We start from the raw sequence: 20,911 nt of genomic DNA on the forward strand, positions 1-20,911 counted from the left end.
AGCACTGTTTCCCTTGCGCCTATTTCTGCGTCATACTAGCATGATCAAACGATTGTTCACGAGTATCTACAGAAGGCTGAACAGCAATGACTGACCACCACGGCGCGCCAACGGAGTCTGCGCCACTGGACCGCCCCCTCGAGGGAATCCTTGTTCTGGACTTCAGCCAATTCTTGGCCGGACCAGTCGCAGCGATGCGTCTCGCCGACCTCGGAGCCCGCGTCATCAAGATCGAACGCCCCGGCACGGGAGACATCGGTCGCACCCTCGCTTTCGCCGGTCGCGAGTTCGACGGCGACACTGTTTCGTTCCACGCGATGAACCGCAACAAGGAGTCGATCACCGCTGACCTCAAGGTCGCCGACGACCTCGCCTACGTGAAAGAGCTCGTCGAACGTGCCGACGTGATCATCCAGAATTTCCGCCCCGGCGTAATGGAGCGCATCGGGCTCGACTTTGAATCCGTGCGCGCCATCAACCCCAGCATCGTCTACGCCAGCGCGACCGGCTACGGCGAAGAAGGCCCGTGGAAGGATCGCCCGGGGCAAGACCTGCTCGCTCAGTCGATGTCGGGCATCCCGTGGCTCAACGGCTCGAAGACCGACGGCCCCGTGCCGGTCGGGCTCTCGATCGCCGACCACCTGATGAGCTGCCACATCGCCCAGGGAGTGACCGCGCTTCTCGTGCGCAAGTTCCGCACCGGCAAGGGTGGCCTCGTGCAGACGAGCCTGCTCGAAGCGATGCTCGACCTACAGTTCGAGCTGCTCAGCACCAAGCTCAACGACGACAGCATCACGGTGCAGCGCCACGGCGAACACTCGGCTCACGCTTTTCTCGCGGCGCCGTACGGCACCTATCCCACCACTGATGGTTACATCGCCATGGCCATGAATCCACTGCCGAAACTGGGCGACCTGCTCGGCATCGCAGAACTCAGCGCCATGCTCGACCCTCAGCTCGCCTGGGATCGCCAAGAGTATGTCGAAGAGGTTCTCGCCGCGCACTTCGCGACCGGCACCACCCAGCAGTGGCTCGACATTCTCGATGCCGGCGACGTGTGGTGTGCTCCGGTGCTCACGCTCGACGAACTGTTGGCCTCGGGCGGGTTTGAAGCGATTCGGATGACGCAGCCCGTCAGCCGCGGAGGCAACGACCTGCTGACCACCCGCAGCCCCATCCGCGTTGACGGCCAGATTCTCACGAGCACTAAAGCGGCCCCGACTCTCGGAGAAGACAACGACAGTGTGCGGGCTGAGTTCCCGTCGCGCGCTGCTGCTGCCGCCGGTGCTGCCGGTGCCGCTCCCGCCGCAACCGCAACCGCGACCCAGGAGGCCTCCGCATGAGCCCGACCGTCATCCGCGGAATGACCTGGGAACACGAGCGCGGCTACGGCAGTGTCGTGAAGGCGGCCGAAGCGTATCGCTCGGTTGCTCCCGATGTTGAGGTGCAGTGGGAGTACCGCTCACTGCAGGCTTTTGCCGACCAAGATCTGGAGAGTCTGGTTGAGCAGTACGACCTGCTCGTGATCGACCATCCGCACATTCCGGTTGCGGCAGAAGACAAGCTCTTCACTCCGCTGAACGGGCGCGGCTTCGACGCCGAGTTGGCCACGCTGGCCACCCAGTCGGTCGGGCGCTCGCACGAGTCGTACCAACACCTTGGACAGCAGTGGGGCCTCGCGCTCGATGCTGCCGCGCAGGTTGCTGCGTACCGCCCCGATCTTCTCGAGGCACCGCCGCGCACCTGGCCCGAGGTGATCGCGCTCGCCGAAGAAGGCCGGGTGCTGTGGCCGTTCAAGCCCGTCGACTCGTACTCGAGCCTCATCACGATCGCCGCCGGACTCGGCGAAGACCCGATGGCAACGCCCGGTGTCTTCCTCTCCGAAGACGTGCTGACCCGTTCGATGGAACTGCTCACGCGTCTGGCCCGCTTGGTGCCCGCCGACAACGCCGGCTTCAACCCGATTCAGGTCGCTGATGTGCTCGCCGAGAGCGACACCTTCGCGTACTCGCCGCTGCTCTTCGGCTACACAAACTATTCGCGTGCCGGCTACCGGTCGAACCGCGTTCAGTACATCGACATCCCGAGCTCGACGCGCGGCCTCGCCGGTTCGCTGCTCGGTGGCGCTGGAATCGCAGTCTCGTCACGCAGCCAGGTGATGGATGCCGCGATCGCGCACGCCTTCTGGCTCGCCTCGGGCGACGTGCAAGAGAGCTCGTATTACGACGGTGGCGGCCAGCCCGGCAATGCGGTCGCGTGGGAAAGCGCCCGCACCAACGCCGACAGCCTCGACTTCTTCACCGGCACGCGCGCAACGCTCGAAGGCGCCTACCTGCGCCCTCGCTTCGCGACCTACATCGAACTACAGAATGCGGTCTCCCCGCTCGTGACCTCAGCCCTCCTGGGCGAAATCACAATCGCTGAACTACGCGAACGCCTCGATGAGGGCGTCGCAGAATGGCTGGTGCGCTGATGCTCACGAAAGACCGCTGGTATGACGACCACGAGGTAGGCGAGCGTCGCGAGACCGTCGGCCGCACCATCACCGAAGCCGACATCGTGCTGCACGCTGGACAGACCGGCGACTTCTTTCCGCACCACATGGATGCCGAATGGATGGCGACGCAGCCGGCCGGTCAGCGCATCGCCCACGGCACGCTCATCCTCTCCGTTGCGGTGGGAATGACGGCGGGCGACATCAACCCGCAGGCCATGAGTTATGGGTATGACCGCATCCGCTTCATCCGCCCCGTCTTCATCGGCGACACCATTCGAGTGACGGCGGAGATCAACGAGATGTCGTTGCACGCGAAGCGACCGGAGCAGGCGGGCTACCTGCACGAACTGGTGACGGTAACCAACCAACATGGTGACACCGTGATGGTGCTGACCCACCTGTATTTGGTCAATCGACGTACCAGCGAGTAGTTGCCCGAATACACTGGCAACCATGGCTACCTTGAGTGATGTTGCAACCCGCGCCGGAGTTTCGGTGTCGGCGGTCTCGCGTGTGCTGAGCGAAAAGCCGGGCGTGCGGGTGAGCGTGGCAACCCGGCAGCGCATCCACGATGCCGCGAAAGAACTCAACTACCGGCCCAACTTCACGGCGCGGGCGCTCAAATCATCGCGCACTCACGCCGTTGGCCTTGTGGTGCCTGGCGTCACGAACGCCATCTTCGCTGAGCTGATGCGCGGTGTCGAAGAGGAAGCCCGCACCAAGGATTACATGGTGCTGATCGCGAGCACCGAACGGTTGCCCGAGGGCGAAGAGTCCATCCCGCGCCTCATGGGCGAGGGCCGAGTCGACGGTGTTCTCGTGCAATTCGGCGACCACTTGAGTGGTGACGATCTGCGCACCGTGACCGACAGCGGCCTGCCCGTGATCTCCATCAACACCATCAACCCTGGCAAGGGCGGTTCCGTTCGCGTTGAAGATGAGGCCGGGATGCGCCTGGCGACCGAGCACCTCATCGAACTGGGTCACACCCGCATCGGCTACGCCGGCGGTGTGCCGACATCAGAGTCGGGCCAGCGTCGTCTCGCCGGGTTCATGGAAGCGATGGCGACCGCGAAGCTCACCGTGGAGCCCGAACTTGTCACTGACTTTGGTTACTACCCCAAGCAGGGTGCTCAAGCTTTGGATGCCATGGCCGAGCTCTCGACGCCTCCCACCGCGGTGGTGGTGGCGAACATCAACGCTGCGCACGGTGTGCTTTCCGAGGCACGACGGTTGGGCATCCGCGTGCCTGAAGACATGTCGATCGTCGCGATGCACGACACCTGGACGGCCGAAATCGCGTGGCCGCCACTCACCTGCGTGCGTCTGCCGCTCTACGAACTCGGCCGCGCCGCGATGGCGAGCCTGTGGGACAACATCAACTCCGGCACCGCCGAAGACTGCGTTATCGCCGACCCAGCACCGGAGCTGATCGTGCGTGAATCAACTGCGCCACCCGCGCGCTAACACTCCCTGGAGAAACCACTAGTGAAGACCAGATCAACTCAGCGTGGACTTGAACTGACCGAAATCGGCCTCGGTGCCGCCCAGCTGGGCAATCTTTATCGCGAAACCACCGACGCCGAAGTCGAAGAGGGCGTGGCTGCGGCCTGGGATGCTGGCGTTCGCTACTTCGACACTGCACCGCACTACGGGCTGGGACTCTCCGAGCGTCGCCTGGGCGAACAACTGCGCACTCACCCGCGCGATGAATACGTCATCTCCAGCAAGGTCGGCAAGCTTCTCGTACCCAACCCCGGTGGAGAAGACCGGATGGATGACCAGGGTTTCGCCGTGCCCGCCGTCACCAAACGACAGTGGGATTTCAGTCGCGACGGCATCCTCCGCTCGGTCGAAGAATCTCTCGCCCGCACCGGGCTCGACCACTTCGATGTGCTCTACATGCACGACCCCGACGACCACTTTGAGCAGGCATCCACCGAGGGCATCAGTGCGCTCATCGAGCTGCGCGAGCAGGGCGTCGTGAAGGCGGTCGGTGCGGGCATGAACAGCTCCGCGTATCTGGCTGAGCTGATCCGTCGCGCCGACGTCGACCTCGTGATGTGTGCTGGACGCTTCACTCTCATCGACGATTCGGCGCTCGCCGACCTGATGCCCCTCGCGCTCGAGCGCAACGTTGGCGTCGTCGTCGCCGGGGTCTACAACTCCGGCCTCCTGGGCAGAAACCGTCCCAGCCCCGACGCCACTTTCGACTATGAACCCGTACCGCCGGCAATTCTCGAGAAGGCCAATCGAGTAGCAGACGCGTGCGAAGCCCACGGTGTCACGCTGCCGGAAGCGGCCATCGCTTACGTGCTGCGGCATCCGGCGGTTGTCTCGGTGGTGGTCGGCGCTCGCGGTGGCGACCAAGTGCGTTCAAACATTGAGCGGTACGAAACGGCGATGCCTGAGGGGCTCTGGGCCGACCTCGAAGCTGCCGGGTTGGTTGCTGCGCTCTAACTTCGCGTGACGACCGCTCCTTCACGGATGCGGTCTCACGCGCTTGTGATCAAACGATTGATCAGATACCGTAACCACTATCGCTCGCTATTAGAAATGAGGAGCCCTTTCCATGGGACTCACTGACACAGCCCTAACCATTACCGCCGTGCGCGCAGTGTTGCTTTCGCACCGGTACCAGCCCGGAGAAGAACTCACGTGGGTAGGTGGCACCATTTGGTCGTGGGATGCCGCGCTCGTCGAAGTAACCCTCTCTGATGGAACCACCGGAGTCGGAGAAGCGGGAGCGGGCATCATGGCCGCCGCCGCCGTGCCCGGAATCGTCGATGCCTTCCGCCCCTATGTTCTCGACCACGAGTTCGCTCACCCGCTCGAAGTTGCTGACCACCTGCGCGCGTACACCGCCTTCTGGGCACGTGGCGGAATGCTCAACGGTGTTGCCGGAGCAATCGAAACCGCGGCCGTGGATGCGGTCGGCAAGCGCCTCGGCGTTCCCGCCTACGAGGTGCTCGGTGGCCTCAAGCGCGACTGGATCGAGTCGTACGCCAGTGGCGGGCTCGGCACCACCTTCGGCGAGGTTTCCGACTGGGCCGCGGCTCAGATCGAAGCCGGCTTTGGCACTGTGAAGTTCCGCGCCATGACCGATCCAGACACCACCATCAAGCTGCTCGACCACGTGACCGCGCTGCTGCCCGAGGGCGTGCAGTTCGTCATCGACGCCGTGCAGGCCTGCGCCTCTGACCCGTGGCCCGTCGACGAAGCGATTCGCGTCGGCAAGAAGGCTGCCGAACTCGGAGCCCGCTGGTACGAAGAACCTTGCCAGGCGGATGACGTGGCTGGCTACGCCGCCGTGCGTGCCGCCGTGAACGTGCCGATCTCCGGTGTCGAATCCAACGGAACCGTGCGGGACTTCGCGCAACTGCTCGACGCCAACGCGCTGGATGTTGCTCAGCCCGACGTCACTTTCGTGGGTGGGCCCAAGGCCTTCGCGCAGGTTGCCGAGCTCGCTCACGCCACCGGCGTGAAGACCGTGCCTCACGTGTGGGGCAGCGGCGTTACGTTCGCCGCCAACCTGCACACCGTGCTTGCGAACCCCTACGTGGAGCTCTTCGAGTACTGCACCCTGCCCAACCCGTTGCGCGAAGCGATGCGGGTGGAAGAGGTTGACTTCCGTGACGGCGGAATCGTGGCTCCGAAGGCTCCCGGCCTCGGTATCCAGCTGACTCCCGAAATCGAAGCGCAGTTCCCCTTCAGCCCCGGAGGTGGACATGTCATCCGCTAACGCCGCCGGCGCCGCCAACGATTCAGGTTTCACGCCGCTGCCCGGCGATGAGCGCCTCACGACCGCGATTCTGAGCGACTCGTGTGATGAATCCGGGCTGCGTAACCAGGTTCTCAACCAGCGCTTCGCTCCGATCACGCCCGGTTCGCGTGCCTTCGGGCGTGCCCGCACCGTGCGGTTCGCTCCGGCGCTCGAGTCAGATCTCGACGATCCGTATGAGGAGTCGATCGACTTCATCGACGGCATCGGCGCTGGTCAGATGATCGTGATCGCCACCGACAACAGCAACGACTCGGGCTTCTGGGGCGAACTGTTTAGCGCGGCGGCCCTGGGTGCGAAGGCCTCCGGCGTCATCACCGATGGCAACCTGCGCGACACCGACAAGATTGCCGAACTCGGCTTTCCGTCGTTCTCGCGCTCGCGCCGCCCGATCGACTTTCGGGCCCGGATGCGCGTAATCGCCTCGGATGTTGTTGTCGAGTTGGCGGGGGTACTCATTGCTCCCGGCGACTTGGTGATGGCGGATGACGATGGTGCCGTCGTGATCCCGCGGGCGCACGAAGAAGAAGTGCTCACTCGCGCCCGCACGCGCGCGGCCAACGAATCAACGGTCTTGGCAGAACTGCTGGCCGGCGACTCGCTGCGCACGGTGTGGGAGCGGCACGGCATTCTCTAAACTGGCCACCTGCGAAGGGACAAACCGTGGCTTTTCCGATCATCGACGCTCACCAGCACATTTGGGATCCCAACCGGGCCCACTATGACTGGCTCGACGAATCACTGGCACCGATCAATCAGGTGATGACCTTCGATCAGCTCCGCCCCGAATTGCAGGATGCCGGCGTCGATTACACCGTTCAGGTGCAGTCGGCCGACAACTTCGATGACACGCGCTTGATGACGGAGTGCGCGGCCGCCAACCATGAAGTCGCGGCGATCGTGGGCTACGCGCCCCTCGACCGGCCCGAGCAGGCGGCCCGCACGATTGAGGCGTGGGAGGGCGACACCCGCATGGTCGGGGTGCGCACTCTCATCCACAATCAAGAAGATCCCGAGTGGCTGCTGCGACCCAACGTCGATGAGGGGCTCACGGTGCTGGAGCGCGCCGGGCTCACCTTCGACGTGGTCGCGGTGCTCCCCGAGCACTTGGCGATTATCCCGGAGCTGTCGCGGCGGCATCCGGAACTTCGCATGGTTATCGACCATTTGGCTAAGCCGCCGATCGGGCTCGACGAGCGTGAGCCCTGGTGGTCGGCGATTGCGGCGGCAGCCGAGAACCCGAATGTGTACGCCAAGGTCAGTGGCCTGTATTCGGCAGCCGGTGACCCGCAGCAGTGGACCACCGAATATGTGCGGCCGTTCTTTGAGCGAGCACTCGACGTGTTCGGCCCTTCGCGCCTGATGTACGGCGGCGACTGGCCCATTTCGGTGCTTGCCGGCGGCTATACGCGCGTCTGGCAGGGCCTTCAGCCCCTCCTTGACAGCGTGGATGCCGCTGACCGCGAGCAGTTGCTTGGCCGTACCGCTGCGGAGTTCTATCGCATCGACCCCGCGCGCATTGGCTACTGAAGCGCTGCGCGCGAACCGTTAGATAACAGTTGAAAAACCTTTGATCAAACGTTTGCACAACTCCCACGGTTGGTATAACGTTTGAGCACCGGAGAAACCGAGCCGTTCCAGCGGCTCGATTTCTCCACTACGAAGCAGTAGTAACCCTCACCAAGGAGTGTCAATGAAGACGAAGAGGTTCCTTTCCGCCAGTGCAGGAGTGGCGATTATTTCCGCCGCTGCACTCGTTCTATCCGGCTGTTCAGCAGGTGGTGGCGATGCCGCCCCCGAGCAAACTGACTCGGGTGGAAAAATCACGGTATGGGTTGACCCGCCCCGTGTTCCCGCCGCCGAAGCTTTCCAGGAAGCTCACCCGGAGATCGAAATCGACGTTGTTCAGATCGACGGCACTGTTGGTGGCCAGACGGTCAAGCAGGCGTTCGCTAACTTCGACTCCGCCGGATCCGGATGGCCTGACGCCATCTTCTTCCCCTCCAACGACGACATCGCGTGGGCAACTGGCGCAGCCAGCAACTACGCAGCCGACCTCACCGATCTGCTTCCCGATGTCATCGATGGTTACGACCCCGCAGTGCTCTCGTTCTGCGACATCGATGGTCAGATCCGTTGCCTGCGTAACGATGCTGCCCCCGACGTGTTCTGGTACAACAAGGCCTTCTTCGACGAGAACGGCTACACGCTGCCCACCACATGGGAAGGCTATGGCGACCTCGCCGTACAGATCGCCGACGAGCACCCTGACAAGATCAGTGGATTCCTCGGTGACGCTTACGCTGTGAACCGCTACCTGCAGGCTGCAGATTGCCCCACAAACGACCGCCTCTCAGAGTCGGAAGTTCACATCAACCTCGATGACCCGAACTGTGTTCGTGCCAACGAACTGCTCACGCAGATGTATGAGGGTGGCGCACTCACCACGCAGGGCATCTTCGATGGTGACGCCGCAGCAGCTGGTGTCAACATGGTCATGAGCCCGGGTGCTGTCTGGTGGGGTAACTACCTCTTCCGCGACACCTGGAAGATCCCGGCCGAACAGATGAGCGCAAGCGCACCGTTGACGTGGGAAGGCGAATCAAGCCCGACCGCCGGTAACGAAGGTGGCGGCCTCTGGGGCGTCTCCTCACACATCACCGGAAAGCAGCTCGAGAACACGCTGACCTTCGCAACCTTCGTTGCGACTGACCCGGCGTGGCAGGTCGAGCTTTCGACTGGTCTCCCCGGTTATGGCCCGATCCAGGATGCTTGGCTCGACAAGCTCGCGGATGACGCCTACTTCGCCGACGTTCCCGCAGTGCAGCAAGCATTCAAGGACGCAGCGGCAGCAGTAGCTCCGTACTCGTACATGCTCTACGACACCGGTGCTGCGTGGACCGAAACGGTCAGCCCCACGCTGATCGCTGACGGCTCCATGAGCGACGCCCTCAGCACCTTCGGTACAGAACTCGTGAACCGCGCCGACTCGGTCGGCTACACGGTCACCGCCGAATAGAAGTACCCAGCTAGGCACAGCATGTGTGGGGGTTTCAGATCCTTGAAACCCCCACACTCTGTTCCACTCCCGAACTCACAGGCGAGGACAACATGAGCAGCTCAACGCTAGCCACGAAACGCACGGAGCCACCGGCTTCCGGCCCCCGTGTATCCACTACACCCCGGCGTCATCGCACACGCCACGCAGAATCACGCGGCGCTTGGATCTTGCTCGCCCCGTACCTCGCGCTTTTTCTCGTTGCTGCGGCAATCCCCATCGGCTACGCCTTTTGGATCGCCCTGCAAAAAGCACCAACTCTCGTCAACCCGGCCAGCGGGTTCGGCGGTATTGAATCGTTCATCACGGTAATCACCGACTATCGGTTCTCCGGAACGTTCATCAACATCTTCTCCGTCATGATCGTGTGGTTGCCGCTCATGATGATCGGCATCGTCGGTTTGGCCCTGCTGGTTCACGCCAGCCCCGGCCGCTTCGGTGCCACGATGCGCTTCTTCTACTTCATCCCTGGTGCGTTGAGCGGAATCGCTAACTTCGTGCTCTGGGTTTACCTGCTCCACCCCACGCAGTCGCCCCTCGCGCCGCTGTGGCAAGAAGTAGGATTCGGCTCGCTCAAAGAAATCGTCACCGACGGCAACATGCCGATGATCCTCACCGGAATGCTGTTCTTCCAGGGCGTCGGAACATGGATCATCGTCGTCAACGGTGGCCTCAACGGCATCCCCGATGAGATCTTCGAAGCCGCCAAGATTGACGGCGCCAACGCCTGGGACCTCGCCTGGCACATCAAGCTCCCGCTCATCCGCCCCTGGATCGGCTACGCGGCTCTCATGAACTTGGCCTACGGCTTTCAGCTCTTCCTTGAGCCGTACTTGCTGCGACAGATCTCGTCGGGAGCGATAGCCGGTGAGTGGGCGCCGACCCAGTTGGGTTACGCCTTTGCGTTCACTAACCGAAACTTCCCGGCCGCGGCCGCACTATCAATCATCCTGCTCGTGATCACCCTGAGCATCGGAGTCGTCATCGTGATGAAGAGCGGACTCTTCGGCGACGAGAAGGAGAAGAAGCGATGAGCAACAGCGCTCCCGGCGTCGTTGGCGCCAAACACTGGACCGTAGGTCGCATTGCCCGCATCACCGTCATGGTGATCATCGCCGCCGCGTTCATCCTGCCCATCATCGGCTTCATCGCCATGGCCTTCCGCAGTCAAGAAGGCGTGCTGGCGGGTACCGACGGGTTCCTCGGGCTCGGCGGAATGTCGTGGGACAACGTCGTGTTCAGCTGGAGCCAGATCAACGGCTTCGGTCCGGGCGGTGGAGGTCTCTTCACGCGCTGGGTCGGCAACTCGCTCGTCGTCGCCGTCATCGGTGGAGTGCTCGCCCTCGTCGCGGCCCTTCCGGCCGGCTACGCGCTGGCACGGTTGCGATTCCGTGGCCGCAAGGTCATGCTCTTCGCAACACTGCTCGCGATGGTGATGCCCAACACGGTTCTCGTCATCCCGCTGTTCCTCGAAGTGAACGCGATCGGTGCGGTGGGCGAGCTGTGGCCCGTCGCGGTCATCATGGGCTTCTTCCCCTTCGGCACCTACCTCGTCTATATCCACTTCATGACGACGATGCCGCAAGAGCTGGTCGAAGCAGCCCGCATTGACGGCCTCAGCGAGATCGCCACCTTCTTCTACGTGGCACTGCCCATCTCCAAGCAGGTCATCGCCCTCGTTGCCTTCTTCTCCTTCGTGGCCAACTGGACGAACTTCTTCCTCCCGCTGGCGCTGCTCACCTCGAGCCAGGAAAACAAGACGATCTCGATCGGCATCCAAGAGCTCATCGGTGCCAGCCCGCTGTTCAACGCCACAGTGGCAGCCGGCCTCGACGTGAAGCTCTACATGCCGCAGCTTGCGCTCGCGACATTCCTCTCGATGATCCCGCTGCTGATCGTGTTCCTCACAGCGCAGCGCTTCCTCATCCGTGGACAAACCGTTGGTGCGGTGAAGGGATAACAATGAAACGAGTAGCCCAAGTGATCGGGATGCCTCCCGAGAACCGCGAAGAGTACGAGCGGTACCACTCCGCCGTCTGGCCAACGGTTCTCGAACGGCTCGCGGCGAGCAACATCCACAACTATTCGATCTATCGCCACGGCGACCTGTTGTTCTCGTACTTCGAATACACGGGGGACGACTACGAAGCCGACCAGGCGGCAATCGCGGCCGACCCTGAGACGCAGCGCTGGTGGGCTCTGCAAGAACCACTGCAGCGGCCGCTGGATGACCGGGCCGAGGGCGAGTGGTGGAAAGAGCTACCCGAGGTCTTCCACGTTGACTAGCTGACATCGCGACTCTCAAGCATTACCGCGCACCGCAGCGCACCCAAACGCGCCTCACCCGCGCACATACCTTTTACCGGTTCTGAGCAAGGAGAACTCTTCAGCATGACTACTATCACCAGCGTTGACGTCTATGACGTGCGTTTTCCGACGTCGCTCACCGCCGACGGCTCAGACGCCATGAACAAGGATGGCGACTACTCGGCCGCCTATGTCGTACTCCGCACAGACGAAAAGGGCGTCGCGGGCTACGGCTTCACCTTCACCATTGGCCGCGGAAACGACATTTGCGCGCTCGCCGCTGAGCAGCGTGCCGCACCGCTCGTGGGGCGGGACGTCGACGAGATCGTCGGCGACCTCGGTGGCATTTACCGCGAGTTGAAGTCTGACTCGCAACTGCGCTGGCTCGGGCCAGAAAAGGGTGTCGAACACCTGGCGATGGCCGCCGTAATGAACGCCGTGTGGGATCTGGCTGCTCGTCGGGCCAACAAGCCGCTCTGGCGTCTGCTCACCGACATGACTCCGGAACAGCTCGTCGACACCGCCGACTTCCAGTACCTTACCGACGCCCTCACTAAGGAGGAAGCCGTCACGATGCTGCGCGAGCTCGCTCCCACCAAGGAGCAGCGTATTGCCGAACTCACCGAGTCGGGCTACCCCTGCTACACGACGAGTGCCGGTTGGTTGGGTTACTCCGACGAGAAGCTTCGCCGTCTCTGCCAGGAGGCCGTGGATGCTGGCTACCGCCACATCAAGCTGAAGGTCGGAGCGAACCTCGACGAGGACATCCGCCGCTGCCGCATTGCTCGCGAAGTGATTGGTGACGACGCCAAGCTCATGATCGACGCCAACCAGGTGTGGGATGTCGACGAGGCGATCGACTGGGTGAAGGCGCTCGCCGAGTTCAAGCCGCTGTGGATCGAAGAGCCGACGAGCCCCGATGACGTGCTCGGCCACGCCACGATCCGCAAGGCTGTTGCCCCGATCGGTGTCGCCACCGGAGAGCACGGCATGAACCGCGTGCTCTTCAAGCAGATGTTCCAGGCCGAAGCGATCGACTTCTGCCAGCTCGACTCCGCCCGCCTTGCCGGCCCCAACGAGATCATCGCCGTGTACTTGATGGCCAAGAAGTTTGGCGTTCCAGTCTGCCCGCACGCCGGTGGCGTTGGCCTCTGCGAGCTCGTGCAGCACCTCTCGATCTTCGACTACGTCGCCGTATCGGGCACGCTCGAGAACCGGGTAACCGAGTTCGTCGACCACCTGCACGAACACTTCGTCGACCCCTGCATCGTCGAGAACGGCGCCTACCGCGTGCCAATGGCGCCGGGCTACTCGGCCCAAATGCACGAGTCGTCGCTCGCCGAGTTCTCGTTCCCCGCCGGCAGCTACTGGGCGGGTGTCGCTGCGGCTGTCGCGTCGTAGCGACGTGAGAGTGCGGGGCTGCGCTGCCGAGCATCCGGTTCATAATCGGGGCCGGGGCGCGTGCCCGATTCGAGGCGGGGGCACGCCGCTAGTGCTCAGGCGCACGGAATAACGTGGCGATGCAGCAGGTTCACCCCTGCGACGACCTTTCCTCGATCATTGGAGCGCCATGAATCTCACTCAGCAGCTCAAAGAACGTGCCGACGCCACTGCGGCTAGCAAGTCAGCCGAAGATCTCGCCACCCTCACGAACTCGGTGACGGAAGTCGAAAATGCGGGCATCGTGAACAACGCATTGAAGGTCGGCGATACCGCCCCCGACTTTGCTCTCGCGGATGCCGAAGGCAACACGGTGCGATTGAGCGAACTGTTGGAGAAGGGCCCCGTTGCGATCGCATTCTACCGCGGAGCCTGGTGCCCCTACTGCAACCTCGAACTCAAGGCACTGCAGGAACTGCTGCCCGAATTCCGTGCGGCCGGCGCAACTCTCGTAGCCATCTCGCCGCAGACGCCCGACGAATCTCTCTCCACCGAAGAGAAGCACAACCTCGAATTCCCGGTGCTTTCTGATAGCGAGCTCGAAGCGATCAACGGCTTCGGCCTCATTCACCCCGTCGACGAGCGCACCAAGGTGTACTACGAGAAGGCAGGCTTTGACCTCGTCAAGTCCAACGGTGCGGCCGGATGGCAACTGCCGCTGCCCGCAACCTACGTCATCGCGCCCGACCGCCGCATCCGCTTCGCTTTCGTGAATGCGGACTACAAGCTGCGTGCAGAGCCTTCGGATGTGCTCGCGGCGATCAAGGCGATCTAGCTCTCTCGCGTCGTGCGGCTATGCTCATGCGCGACGCCCCAAGGAGAACAGATGACTTCGCTTGTTGATCACGGAATTGTTGCCCCGAACGCTGAACTTGAGCGGCTCCTCACGGGGTATATGTTTCTCGAAGGCCCCGCGTGGGATGCCGACAACGATCGACTTATTTTCAGCGACATCCCCGCCAGTGTGATGTATTCGTGGTCGCCCGACAGCGGCGTTGCCGTCTTTCGGGCACCAAGCGACAAAGCGAACGGCAACACGTTCGATTCGAGTGGACGCCTGATTAGCTGCCACCATGCCACCAGCAGCGTGACCCGTACCGAGTCGGATGGCACGATCGCTACGATCGCATCGCACTATGAGGGGTTCGAATTGAACAGCCCCAACGATGTGATTGTCGGCGCCGACGGTGCGATCTATTTCACGGACCCGTCGTACGGGCGCCTTGAGTACTACGGTGTTGCGCGCGAAACCCAACTCGACTACCGAGGCCTCTATCGGCTGGGCACCGATGGGGTGCTGAGTCTCCTCGCGAGCGACTTTGACCAACCGAATGGCCTCTGCTTCACCCCCGACGGAGCGCTGCTCGTCTGTGACACCGAACGATTCCATATCCGGCGCTTCGATGTATCGCAACCTGACGCCGTAACAGGAGGCGAAGTCTGGGCGACGGTGGAAGGCGAGGGTGACGGAGCCCCCGACGGCTTGAAGTGCGACAGTCGCGGCAACGTGTACTGCACCGGGCCAGGCGGAGTGCACGTCTTCGACGCGTCCGCCTCATGGTTGGGAAGAATTGACGTGCCCGAGGGATGCGCGAACTTCACGTTCGGCGGAACCGACGGGGCAACACTGTTTCTCACTGCCTCGACGAGTCTCTATTCGATCAGGATGGCGCTGCCGAGTGATGGCGTCTCTGACTGAACGCAGCGGCACTCGTCGTAGTGTGGAGAGCATCACATTGCCCTTCGGAAGGTAACACCGCATGACTCACCAGTTCTCCAGCTACGTTGCCATCGGCGACAGCTTCACTGAAGGCGTCGGAGACGAGCTGCCGGATGGTCGCGTGCGCGGCTGGGCCGATCAAGTGGCTCTCGGGCTCGCACTTGCCTCGCCCGAGCCGGTCACCTACGCCAACCTCGCGATTCGCGGCCGCCTTCTGGCGCCCATCGCGGGGGAGCAGTTGCAGGCAGCGGTTGCCCTCCGGCCTCAGCTGATGAGCCTCAACGGCGGCGGAAACGACATCATGCGCCCCAAAGTTTCGCTGGAATCGATCACCGACCAGTTGCTCGCTGCCGTCGACACGGCCACGGCCAGCGGCATCCACGTTCTCTTGCTCAGTGGTGGCAACCCGAGCAAGCACTTGCCGTTCGGATCGGTGATGGCCACGCGCGGCGACAATCTGGCGCGCGAAGTCATGGCGCGGGCGTCAAAAGACAACGTGACGTTCGTGAACAACTGGGCCGACCAAGAGTTGACCAAACTCCAGTACTGGTCGGTCGATAAGCTGCACCTCAACGCGCGCGGGCACGCCCGGGTCGCGAGCAACGTGCTGTCGGCGCTTGAGATTCCGGTGCCCGACTTCGCCGCCGATGAGGGGCCAGCGGATGACGCCCGCCCCCGCACCGCGGCCTACTGGCGTGAATACGTGCTCCCGTGGATCGGCCGCCGTCTCACGGGGCGCTCCTCGGGCGACAACCGTGAACCGAAGAGTGCAACCCTGCAGCTCGTGGAGGTTCCGGGGCGCTAGTGCTCTGCTCGCTTAGGTGAGCTGCGGCTGAGCCGGGACCGAAAGCAGCGCGCTAGGAGCGAGCCGCGAGCAGTTCAGCCAGACGCGGCAACTGGGTCTCGTCGGCGAGTGCCGAACCGACCGCAACGACCTTCGCGCCCGCTGTGAGGTAGTCGCCGGCGTTGCTGGCATCCATTCCGCCGGTCGCGACGAAGTTCATTCCGGGGAACGGTCCGCGCATGGCGCCAAACCAGCTTGTGCCCAAGAGGGACGCCGGAAAAGCTTTCACCCAGCTGAGACCAGCGGTCTGGGCGGCCTGGACTTCGGTGGCACTGGCAATTCCGGGAAGCGGGGGCATGCCCGCCTCGAACGAGGCGCGAACGACGTCGAGGTCGAAGCCGGGGCTCACGGTGAACGCCGCTCCGGCATCCGCCGCTTGGCGTACGTGTTCGAGGGTGACGACGGTTCCGGCGCCGACTGCCTTGCCGAGTTCCTTGCCGGCGGCGATGACCGCGCGCAGTGCCGCGATGTCTTCGTCGGTCTGGATGGGGACCTCTACGGAGTCGATGCCAAGCTCCCACGCGGTGCGTGCCAGAGCAACACTGCGCTCGACGCCGAACCCGCGCAGGATCGCCATGAGCGGCTGGCCGTCGAAGAGCTGGTCGAGCGAGGCGTTTGAGATCTGAGTCATGGGAAGTGCCTTTCAGGAGCGATCGAGAGTTGCGGTGAGGAGCTAGAGAGTGGGGAGGTCGGTCGTGGACTGCAACACGAGAGCTGCGCGGTCGTGGCCGAGGCTGAGGCGCTGTTCGGCAGTGCTGCCGGCAAGGTAGCCGGAGAGGTAACCGGCCGCGAAAGCATCGCCGGCGCCGACAGCCTCAACGACGTCCACCTTGTGGGCGGGGACGAAGACTCGTTCGGCGCCGCTGAATTCGGTGGCGCCGACATCGCCGTCTTTGATGACGAGGATGCGGGGGTCGGGCAGCAGGGCCCGCACGGCATCCGGCGTCGTGGTTCCCCACAGAACTTCGGCTTCATCGAGGCCGACGAGCACGATGTCGCACTGCTGGGCGAGAGCGAGAAGGGTGGGGCCGGCTTCGGACACCGGCCAGAGCGCGGCGCGGTAGTTCACGTCGAAGCTGAGGGTCGTGGTGCTGTGTTTCGCGCGGTCGATTACCGACTCGATGAGGGCGTTGCAGCTGACCGACAACGAGGGGGTGATGCCCGAGATGTGGGTGAGGGCTGCCTGCTCGAAGGGGACCTCCGTGAGGTCATGCGGGGTCATCTTCGATGCAGCGGAACCGGCGCGATAGTAGATCACGCCATTGCCGGGGTCTTTGAAGTAGAAACCGGTGGGGGCGTCGTCGCTGAACTTTACGAGGCTCGTGTCGACTCCGCGTTCGCGGAGTTGGCGTTCGACGCGACGACCGAAAGCATCCGCTCCCAGGTGGCTCACCCACGCCGCATGGTGGCCGAGGGCGGAGAGGTGCACGGCCAAGTTGGATTCAGCGCCACCGGTCTCAAGGCGGAACAGTTCGGCTGTTTCGAGAGGCTCGGCAACGGTGGGCGTGATGAGCACCATCGTCTCGCCAATTGCGATGATCTCTGGTTGCGTCGTCGTCTGCATGGTCTGTTCCACAGCTCCACTATCGACCATGTGCGCAATCTGTGCAACACTGTTGCATATAGTGCAACATGCGCGAGCGGGTCAGAACTTCGTTTGCGCAGCAAGGAGAGGGAGTCCGGATGTCGCAGAGCGTTCGTCGTGCCGCACGCATTGTCGATTCAATAGCCCTTCGCCCGGCCAGCGTCAGCGAGCTCGCGGAAGAGTTTGGCGTGCACCGCTCCACGATGTTCCGCGAAGTGCAGTCTCTCGAAGAGGTCGGCTATCTGCGCAAGCGAAAGAATGGCGAGTACGTGCTCGGCCTGCACCTCATCGCGCTCGCCCACCAGGCATCCGACAGTCTCGATCTGCGCGAGATCGCCCACGATCGCCTTGTGAAACTGCATCGCACGGTCGGCAATACTCTTCATCTCGCTGCTCTTGTTGACCACAGCATCGTCTACGTCGACAAGGTCGAAGACACCAGCGGCGTGCGTATGTACTCCCGCATCGGCAGCCCGGCACGGCCCTATTGCAGTGGCGTCGGCAAGGCGATCCTCGCCGAACTGTCGGCGAGCGATCGGGATGCGGTGCTGCGGGATACGGTCTGGGAACCGTTCACGGCCAAGACCCTCACGACGCGCCCCGAACTGGACGCTGAACTCGAACGCGTCGCCGCCCGCGGTTGGGCGGTAGACGACGGCGAGTTCGAAGACTTCGTGAACTGCATCGCCGTGCCGATCTACGGGCCCACCGGCGTCATTGGCGCTCTCTCGAACACAGCGATTCGGATGGCGGCCGACCTGAACGCTCTCAGAGCGCACCTGCCGTTGCTGCAGAGTGTCGCGCGTGAGATCTCGGCGGAGCTCGGTGGGGCCTAGCTCTCTGTCGCGTCGCTAATGGAGAGGTGCTTCGCCTGTGCTTCGCTTTCGGCGGGCTGGCCCGACGGTGTGGGGCTGATTCCCGCAAAGCTATGAGTAGAAAACTGACGTTATGAGTAGTATTCTAATCAAAGCCTAATGTGACTAGGAAGCGAAGCGATCGGGGAGGGTATGGATCTCAGCAATCCGATCGCGACCGTTTTCCCGTCGCTTGATGGCGACGTGCTCACGGTGCTTGCTCGCACCACTCGGCCCTTGACGGGGCGCCAGGTGGCGGAGCTCGCGCACCGGGGCTCTCAGTCGGGAGTCCGTCTGACGCTCCTCCGGCTTGAAGAGCAAGGGCTCGTTCTCGCCGACAGTGCGGGTAGATCGATGCTGTACCGCGCGAACCGAGACCATCTGCTGTGGGCCGCCCTAGAGCCGCTACTTCACACGGCGGAGTCTGCCGTGCCGCTGCTGCAGGAGCGAATCGTTGACGTTGCTTCCTCGGCACTCGGAGCCCAAGCGGCGTCTGCAACGACTATCGCGCTATTCGGTTCGGTCGCCCGAGGAACTGGCACTCCGGCCAGCGATATAGACCTCGTGGTCGTCCTCCCCGATTTTGTGACCGACGAAAGCGGGCAGGCGGCTATTGAGCAGATTTCTCAGGCCGTTCTTGGCTGGACCGGCAACGACTGCAATGTTTTCACGGCGAAGCGGGAGCTTCTGCGGAACATGGTTACGAGTGACGATCCGATGATCGAATCGTGGAGGGGTGACGCCGTGACATTCAACGGCCCAGAACTCCGAGAACTGATCGAGTCGATGAGTTCCTCCCACCACCTTCGCTGAAAGATGCTTTGGGAACCCGGCCTGCTCAGCCCTCAAGACTAGAGTTACACTCATGTCGAAATTCACCCTCCTTCTCTATCGCCTCGGCGCGACGGCAGCGAACATCGCGCAGAGCGTTGTGCAAGCAAACGGTGGTGGCAATGGCGACCCTCAGGTCTTCGACGAAACGTCGAAGCGCAAGCGTGACGCGGCGGCCGATTCGAGCCCCGATGCAAGCCCCGAGGCCGACCCGAGCCCCGAGGTCGACCCGAGCTAGGAAACCGCGCTCGATGCCGCCCACAGGTTGATGCCGGCATCCTTGGCGTGCTCGTCGATTGCAGCCAGCTCAGCATCCTCGAAAGTAAGGTTCTGAACTGCAGCAAGATTCTGCTCGAGCTGCGAAACGCTCGAAGCACCGATCAGGGCGGAAGTGACGCGGTCGTTGCGCAGCGCCCACGAGATGGCGAGCTGGGCTAGCGTCTGGCCGCGGCCGGAAGCGATGTCGTTGAGTGCCTTCACGCGGCCGAGCGTTTCGTCGTTGAGCATTCCCGACTTGAGCGAGCCACCCTTGGCTGCCCGCGAGTCGGCGGGAACCTCGCCGAGATAGCGGTCAGTGAGCAGTCCCTGAGCGAGCGGCGAGAAGGCAATGACGCCCAACCCGAGTTCGTCGACGGTGTCGAGAAGGTCGGCTTCGATCCACCGGTTGAACATCGAATACGAGGGCTGGTGGATGACCAGGGGCGTTCCGAGGTCATTCATGATGCGCACGGCTTCACGCGTGAGTTCAGGGGAGTAGCTCGAGATTCCGGCATAGAGTGCGCGGCCTGAAGTGACGGCGGTGTGAAGCGCGCCCATCGTCTCCTCGAGAGGAGTGTCGGGGTCGGCACGGTGGGAGTAGAAGATGTCGACATAGTCGAGACCGAGTCGGTTCAGCGACTGGTCGAGGCTCGCAAGCAAGTACTTGCGCGATCCCATCACACCGTAGGGCCCCGGCCACATGTCGTAGCCGGCCTTGCTCGAAATGATCATCTCGTCGCGGTAGGGGCGAAAATCTTCCCGCAGAATCTGGCCGAAGTTCGACTCCGCAGAACCGGCGGGAGGGCCGTAGTTGTTGGCGAGGTCGAAGTGGGTGACGCCGAGATCGAACGCGCGGCGCAGAATCGCCCGCTGGGTGGCGAGGGGTTTGTCATCCCCGAAGTTTTGCCACAGCCCCAACGAGACGGCGGGCAGCTTCAGGCCACTACGCCCCACACGGCGGTAGGGCATCGGTTCGTAACGGGCATCATCAGCGACATAAACCATCTGCTCATGCTGCCACAGCAATCTGCACGCCAGAGCATTCTGCACGCTAGAGCATTCTCGTTTAATCCTCAGATTTTGCTAGAGTCTGCGCACCGCTCGGGTTACTCTGAGCGAAGAAGCCACCGCAGTTCGCCTACGGTGCTCGCCCTCGATTGTGTGACGTGCTGTGAGAACGGATGCGGTGCCCGCTATGAAGCCTCGAATGTTCACGATCATTCCCGCGGCGCTCGCGGCGGTGCTGGCCCTCCTGGTCTCCACGACAGTCCTAGCCACGTCCGGACCGGTTACTTTCGATGAACAGATGAACGTCGGCCTGTGCACTGATTTTGGTTCCGCCCCCACGGCGTTGGGGACGACGATCGACTACACCGGTAACAAAACCATCGTCATTACGGCTGTTGAGCCGATCAACCCGGTCGGAGTCGAGATTCTGAGCGTGAATGCAATGCCGTACGGCGGCGACCCCGAGAAGTTTGGCCTGGCTCCGTATCCGCCCGCTGATCGGTGGACTGATGCGTGGGAGAACCGGGAAGACGGCATCGGGTTTACTTTCAGCGGAACGGTTGATGCGTCCTTAGTGACTGAGCTGCGTTCTACCGGCGAGCACGCACGCGCGAACCTTGACGGACTCCTCATTCGCTACACCGCGAACGGCGCGAAATTCAGCGCTCGCTCGGGCATTCAACTGACCGGGGGAGAAGGAGACTGCGGTTAGCTGCTCAGACGTCGTC

At 62.9% G+C, this 20,911-nt stretch carries 23 protein-coding genes; 20 read left to right on the plus strand and 3 right to left on the minus strand.

Annotated features, from left to right (window positions below; all coding sequences use genetic code 11):
- Positions 1 to 86: 86 nt before the first annotated feature.
- The 16 genes from I6E58_RS01825 to I6E58_RS01900 all read left to right on the plus strand — a co-directional run bounded on the left by I6E58_RS01825 (position 87) and on the right by I6E58_RS01900 (position 15,608).
- Positions 87 to 1,343: a CaiB/BaiF CoA-transferase family protein gene (locus I6E58_RS01825; protein ID WP_197129723.1), complete on the plus strand. Its 1,257-nt coding sequence runs from the start codon at positions 87 to 89 to the stop codon at positions 1,341 to 1,343.
- Positions 1,340 to 2,473, plus strand: coding sequence for an extracellular solute-binding protein (locus I6E58_RS01830; RefSeq protein WP_197129726.1), 1,134 nt, complete (start codon positions 1,340 to 1,342; stop codon positions 2,471 to 2,473). The genes I6E58_RS01825 and I6E58_RS01830 overlap by 4 nt, the downstream gene beginning before the upstream one ends.
- Positions 2,458 to 2,928 carry a MaoC/PaaZ C-terminal domain-containing protein gene (locus I6E58_RS01835; RefSeq protein WP_197129730.1) on the plus strand — a complete coding sequence of 157 codons (471 nt, stop codon included), beginning with the start codon at positions 2,458 to 2,460 and terminating at the stop codon, positions 2,926 to 2,928. Before I6E58_RS01830 ends, I6E58_RS01835 begins: the two co-directional genes overlap by 16 nt.
- 22 nt (positions 2,929 to 2,950) lie before the next feature.
- The gene (locus I6E58_RS01840) at positions 2,951 to 3,964 is read left to right on the plus strand and encodes a LacI family DNA-binding transcriptional regulator (RefSeq protein ID WP_197129733.1); all 1,014 of its coding nucleotides are present in this window, start codon (positions 2,951 to 2,953) and stop codon (positions 3,962 to 3,964) included.
- A gap of 21 nt (positions 3,965 to 3,985) precedes the next feature.
- Positions 3,986 to 4,957, plus strand: coding sequence for an aldo/keto reductase (locus tag I6E58_RS01845; protein ID WP_197129737.1), 972 nt, complete (start codon positions 3,986 to 3,988; stop codon positions 4,955 to 4,957).
- A gap of 112 nt (positions 4,958 to 5,069) precedes the next feature.
- Positions 5,070 to 6,239: a mandelate racemase/muconate lactonizing enzyme family protein gene (locus I6E58_RS01850; protein WP_197129740.1), complete on the plus strand. Its 1,170-nt coding sequence runs from the start codon at positions 5,070 to 5,072 to the stop codon at positions 6,237 to 6,239.
- The gene (locus I6E58_RS01855) at positions 6,226 to 6,915 is read left to right on the plus strand and encodes an RraA family protein (protein ID WP_197129743.1); all 690 of its coding nucleotides are present in this window, start codon (positions 6,226 to 6,228) and stop codon (positions 6,913 to 6,915) included. The genes I6E58_RS01850 and I6E58_RS01855 overlap by 14 nt, the downstream gene beginning before the upstream one ends.
- Before the next feature lie 26 nt (positions 6,916 to 6,941).
- A complete protein-coding gene (locus I6E58_RS01860; protein WP_197129746.1) occupies positions 6,942 to 7,808 on the plus strand; it encodes an amidohydrolase in 867 nt (288 codons plus the stop codon).
- Between the two features lie 163 nt (positions 7,809 to 7,971).
- A complete protein-coding gene (locus I6E58_RS01865) occupies positions 7,972 to 9,297 on the plus strand; it encodes an ABC transporter substrate-binding protein (protein ID WP_197129749.1) in 1,326 nt (441 codons plus the stop codon).
- A gap of 209 nt (positions 9,298 to 9,506) precedes the next feature.
- The gene (locus I6E58_RS01870) at positions 9,507 to 10,370 is read left to right on the plus strand and encodes a carbohydrate ABC transporter permease (protein WP_231595114.1); all 864 of its coding nucleotides are present in this window, start codon (positions 9,507 to 9,509) and stop codon (positions 10,368 to 10,370) included.
- On the plus strand, positions 10,367 to 11,296 hold the full coding sequence (locus tag I6E58_RS01875; protein WP_197129754.1) for a carbohydrate ABC transporter permease: 930 nt from the start codon (positions 10,367 to 10,369) through the stop codon (positions 11,294 to 11,296). The genes I6E58_RS01870 and I6E58_RS01875 overlap by 4 nt, the downstream gene beginning before the upstream one ends.
- A gap of 2 nt (positions 11,297 to 11,298) precedes the next feature.
- Complete coding sequence (locus I6E58_RS01880; RefSeq protein WP_197129757.1) at positions 11,299 to 11,622, plus strand: L-rhamnose mutarotase; 324 nt, start codon at positions 11,299 to 11,301, stop codon at positions 11,620 to 11,622.
- Positions 11,623 to 11,727: 105 nt separating this feature from the next.
- Entirely contained in the window at positions 11,728 to 13,044 is a 1,317-nt protein-coding gene (locus I6E58_RS01885; RefSeq protein ID WP_129072549.1) for an L-fuconate dehydratase, read from the plus strand.
- A gap of 169 nt (positions 13,045 to 13,213) precedes the next feature.
- Complete coding sequence (locus tag I6E58_RS01890) at positions 13,214 to 13,858, plus strand: peroxiredoxin-like family protein (RefSeq protein ID WP_197129760.1); 645 nt, start codon at positions 13,214 to 13,216, stop codon at positions 13,856 to 13,858.
- Positions 13,859 to 13,909: 51 nt separating this feature from the next.
- Positions 13,910 to 14,782 carry an SMP-30/gluconolactonase/LRE family protein gene (locus tag I6E58_RS01895; protein ID WP_197129763.1) on the plus strand — a complete coding sequence of 291 codons (873 nt, stop codon included), beginning with the start codon at positions 13,910 to 13,912 and terminating at the stop codon, positions 14,780 to 14,782.
- Positions 14,783 to 14,843: 61 nt separating this feature from the next.
- Entirely contained in the window at positions 14,844 to 15,608 is a 765-nt protein-coding gene (locus tag I6E58_RS01900; protein WP_197129765.1) for an SGNH/GDSL hydrolase family protein, read from the plus strand.
- A 52-nt stretch (positions 15,609 to 15,660) separates the two neighbouring features.
- On the opposite strand, the gene I6E58_RS01905 is transcribed toward I6E58_RS01900, so the two are convergent.
- Positions 15,661 to 16,278, minus strand: coding sequence for a bifunctional 4-hydroxy-2-oxoglutarate aldolase/2-dehydro-3-deoxy-phosphogluconate aldolase (locus tag I6E58_RS01905; RefSeq protein ID WP_197129767.1), 618 nt, complete (start codon positions 16,276 to 16,278; stop codon positions 15,661 to 15,663).
- 42 nt (positions 16,279 to 16,320) lie between these two features.
- Positions 16,321 to 17,223, minus strand: coding sequence for a sugar kinase (locus I6E58_RS01910; protein WP_307841929.1), 903 nt, complete (start codon positions 17,221 to 17,223; stop codon positions 16,321 to 16,323).
- 107 nt (positions 17,224 to 17,330) lie between these two features.
- Here I6E58_RS01910 and I6E58_RS01915 point away from each other — a divergent pair, with 107 nt between their 5' ends.
- The 3 genes from I6E58_RS01915 to I6E58_RS01925 all read left to right on the plus strand — a co-directional run bounded on the left by I6E58_RS01915 (position 17,331) and on the right by I6E58_RS01925 (position 19,155).
- Positions 17,331 to 18,068, plus strand: a complete 738-nt coding sequence (locus I6E58_RS01915) for an IclR family transcriptional regulator (RefSeq protein WP_197129771.1) — start codon at positions 17,331 to 17,333, stop codon at positions 18,066 to 18,068.
- A gap of 171 nt (positions 18,069 to 18,239) precedes the next feature.
- Entirely contained in the window at positions 18,240 to 18,899 is a 660-nt protein-coding gene (locus I6E58_RS01920; protein ID WP_197129773.1) for a nucleotidyltransferase domain-containing protein, read from the plus strand.
- 52 nt (positions 18,900 to 18,951) lie between these two features.
- Positions 18,952 to 19,155 carry a hypothetical protein gene (locus I6E58_RS01925; RefSeq protein WP_197129775.1) on the plus strand — a complete coding sequence of 68 codons (204 nt, stop codon included), beginning with the start codon at positions 18,952 to 18,954 and terminating at the stop codon, positions 19,153 to 19,155.
- Here I6E58_RS01925 and mgrA read toward each other — a convergent pair.
- Entirely contained in the window at positions 19,152 to 20,180 is a 1,029-nt protein-coding gene (mgrA, locus tag I6E58_RS01930; protein WP_197129777.1) for an L-glyceraldehyde 3-phosphate reductase, read from the minus strand. The genes I6E58_RS01925 and mgrA overlap by 4 nt on opposite strands.
- Positions 20,181 to 20,370: 190 nt before the next feature.
- Here mgrA and I6E58_RS01935 point away from each other — a divergent pair, with 190 nt between their 5' ends.
- Positions 20,371 to 20,895, plus strand: a complete 525-nt coding sequence (locus I6E58_RS01935; RefSeq protein WP_197129780.1) for a hypothetical protein — start codon at positions 20,371 to 20,373, stop codon at positions 20,893 to 20,895.
- Positions 20,896 to 20,911: the final 16 nt, after the last annotated feature.

Origin of the sequence: Salinibacterium sp. SWN1162, from assembly GCF_015864675.1 — a bacterium.
In the GTDB taxonomy this organism is placed as follows: Bacteria; Actinomycetota; Actinomycetes; order Actinomycetales; family Microbacteriaceae; genus Rhodoglobus.

Bases quoted from the DNA above. Each gene is read 5' to 3' on its own strand.
- I6E58_RS01825 (WP_197129723.1), top strand. From the start codon at position 87: ATGACTGACCACCACGGCGCGCCAACGGAGTCTGCGCCACTGGACCGC.
- I6E58_RS01830 (WP_197129726.1), top strand. From the start codon at position 1,340: ATGAGCCCGACCGTCATCCGCGGAATGACCTGGGAACACGAGCGCGGC.
- I6E58_RS01835 (WP_197129730.1), top strand. From the start codon at position 2,458: ATGGCTGGTGCGCTGATGCTCACGAAAGACCGCTGGTATGACGACCAC.
- I6E58_RS01840 (WP_197129733.1), top strand. From the start codon at position 2,951: ATGGCTACCTTGAGTGATGTTGCAACCCGCGCCGGAGTTTCGGTGTCG.
- I6E58_RS01850 (WP_197129740.1), top strand. From the start codon at position 5,070: ATGGGACTCACTGACACAGCCCTAACCATTACCGCCGTGCGCGCAGTG.
- I6E58_RS01855 (WP_197129743.1), top strand. From the start codon at position 6,226: ATGTCATCCGCTAACGCCGCCGGCGCCGCCAACGATTCAGGTTTCACG.
- I6E58_RS01865 (WP_197129749.1), top strand. From the start codon at position 7,972: ATGAAGACGAAGAGGTTCCTTTCCGCCAGTGCAGGAGTGGCGATTATT.
- I6E58_RS01875 (WP_197129754.1), top strand. From the start codon at position 10,367: ATGAGCAACAGCGCTCCCGGCGTCGTTGGCGCCAAACACTGGACCGTA.
- I6E58_RS01880 (WP_197129757.1), top strand. From the start codon at position 11,299: ATGAAACGAGTAGCCCAAGTGATCGGGATGCCTCCCGAGAACCGCGAA.
- I6E58_RS01885 (WP_129072549.1), top strand. From the start codon at position 11,728: ATGACTACTATCACCAGCGTTGACGTCTATGACGTGCGTTTTCCGACG.
- I6E58_RS01890 (WP_197129760.1), top strand. From the start codon at position 13,214: ATGAATCTCACTCAGCAGCTCAAAGAACGTGCCGACGCCACTGCGGCT.
- I6E58_RS01895 (WP_197129763.1), top strand. From the start codon at position 13,910: ATGACTTCGCTTGTTGATCACGGAATTGTTGCCCCGAACGCTGAACTT.
- I6E58_RS01900 (WP_197129765.1), top strand. From the start codon at position 14,844: ATGACTCACCAGTTCTCCAGCTACGTTGCCATCGGCGACAGCTTCACT.
- I6E58_RS01905 (WP_197129767.1), bottom strand. From the start codon at position 16,278: ATGACTCAGATCTCAAACGCCTCGCTCGACCAGCTCTTCGACGGCCAG.
- I6E58_RS01915 (WP_197129771.1), top strand. From the start codon at position 17,331: ATGTCGCAGAGCGTTCGTCGTGCCGCACGCATTGTCGATTCAATAGCC.
- I6E58_RS01920 (WP_197129773.1), top strand. From the start codon at position 18,240: ATGGATCTCAGCAATCCGATCGCGACCGTTTTCCCGTCGCTTGATGGC.
- I6E58_RS01925 (WP_197129775.1), top strand. From the start codon at position 18,952: ATGTCGAAATTCACCCTCCTTCTCTATCGCCTCGGCGCGACGGCAGCG.
- mgrA (WP_197129777.1), bottom strand. From the start codon at position 20,180: ATGGTTTATGTCGCTGATGATGCCCGTTACGAACCGATGCCCTACCGC.
- I6E58_RS01935 (WP_197129780.1), top strand. From the start codon at position 20,371: ATGAAGCCTCGAATGTTCACGATCATTCCCGCGGCGCTCGCGGCGGTG.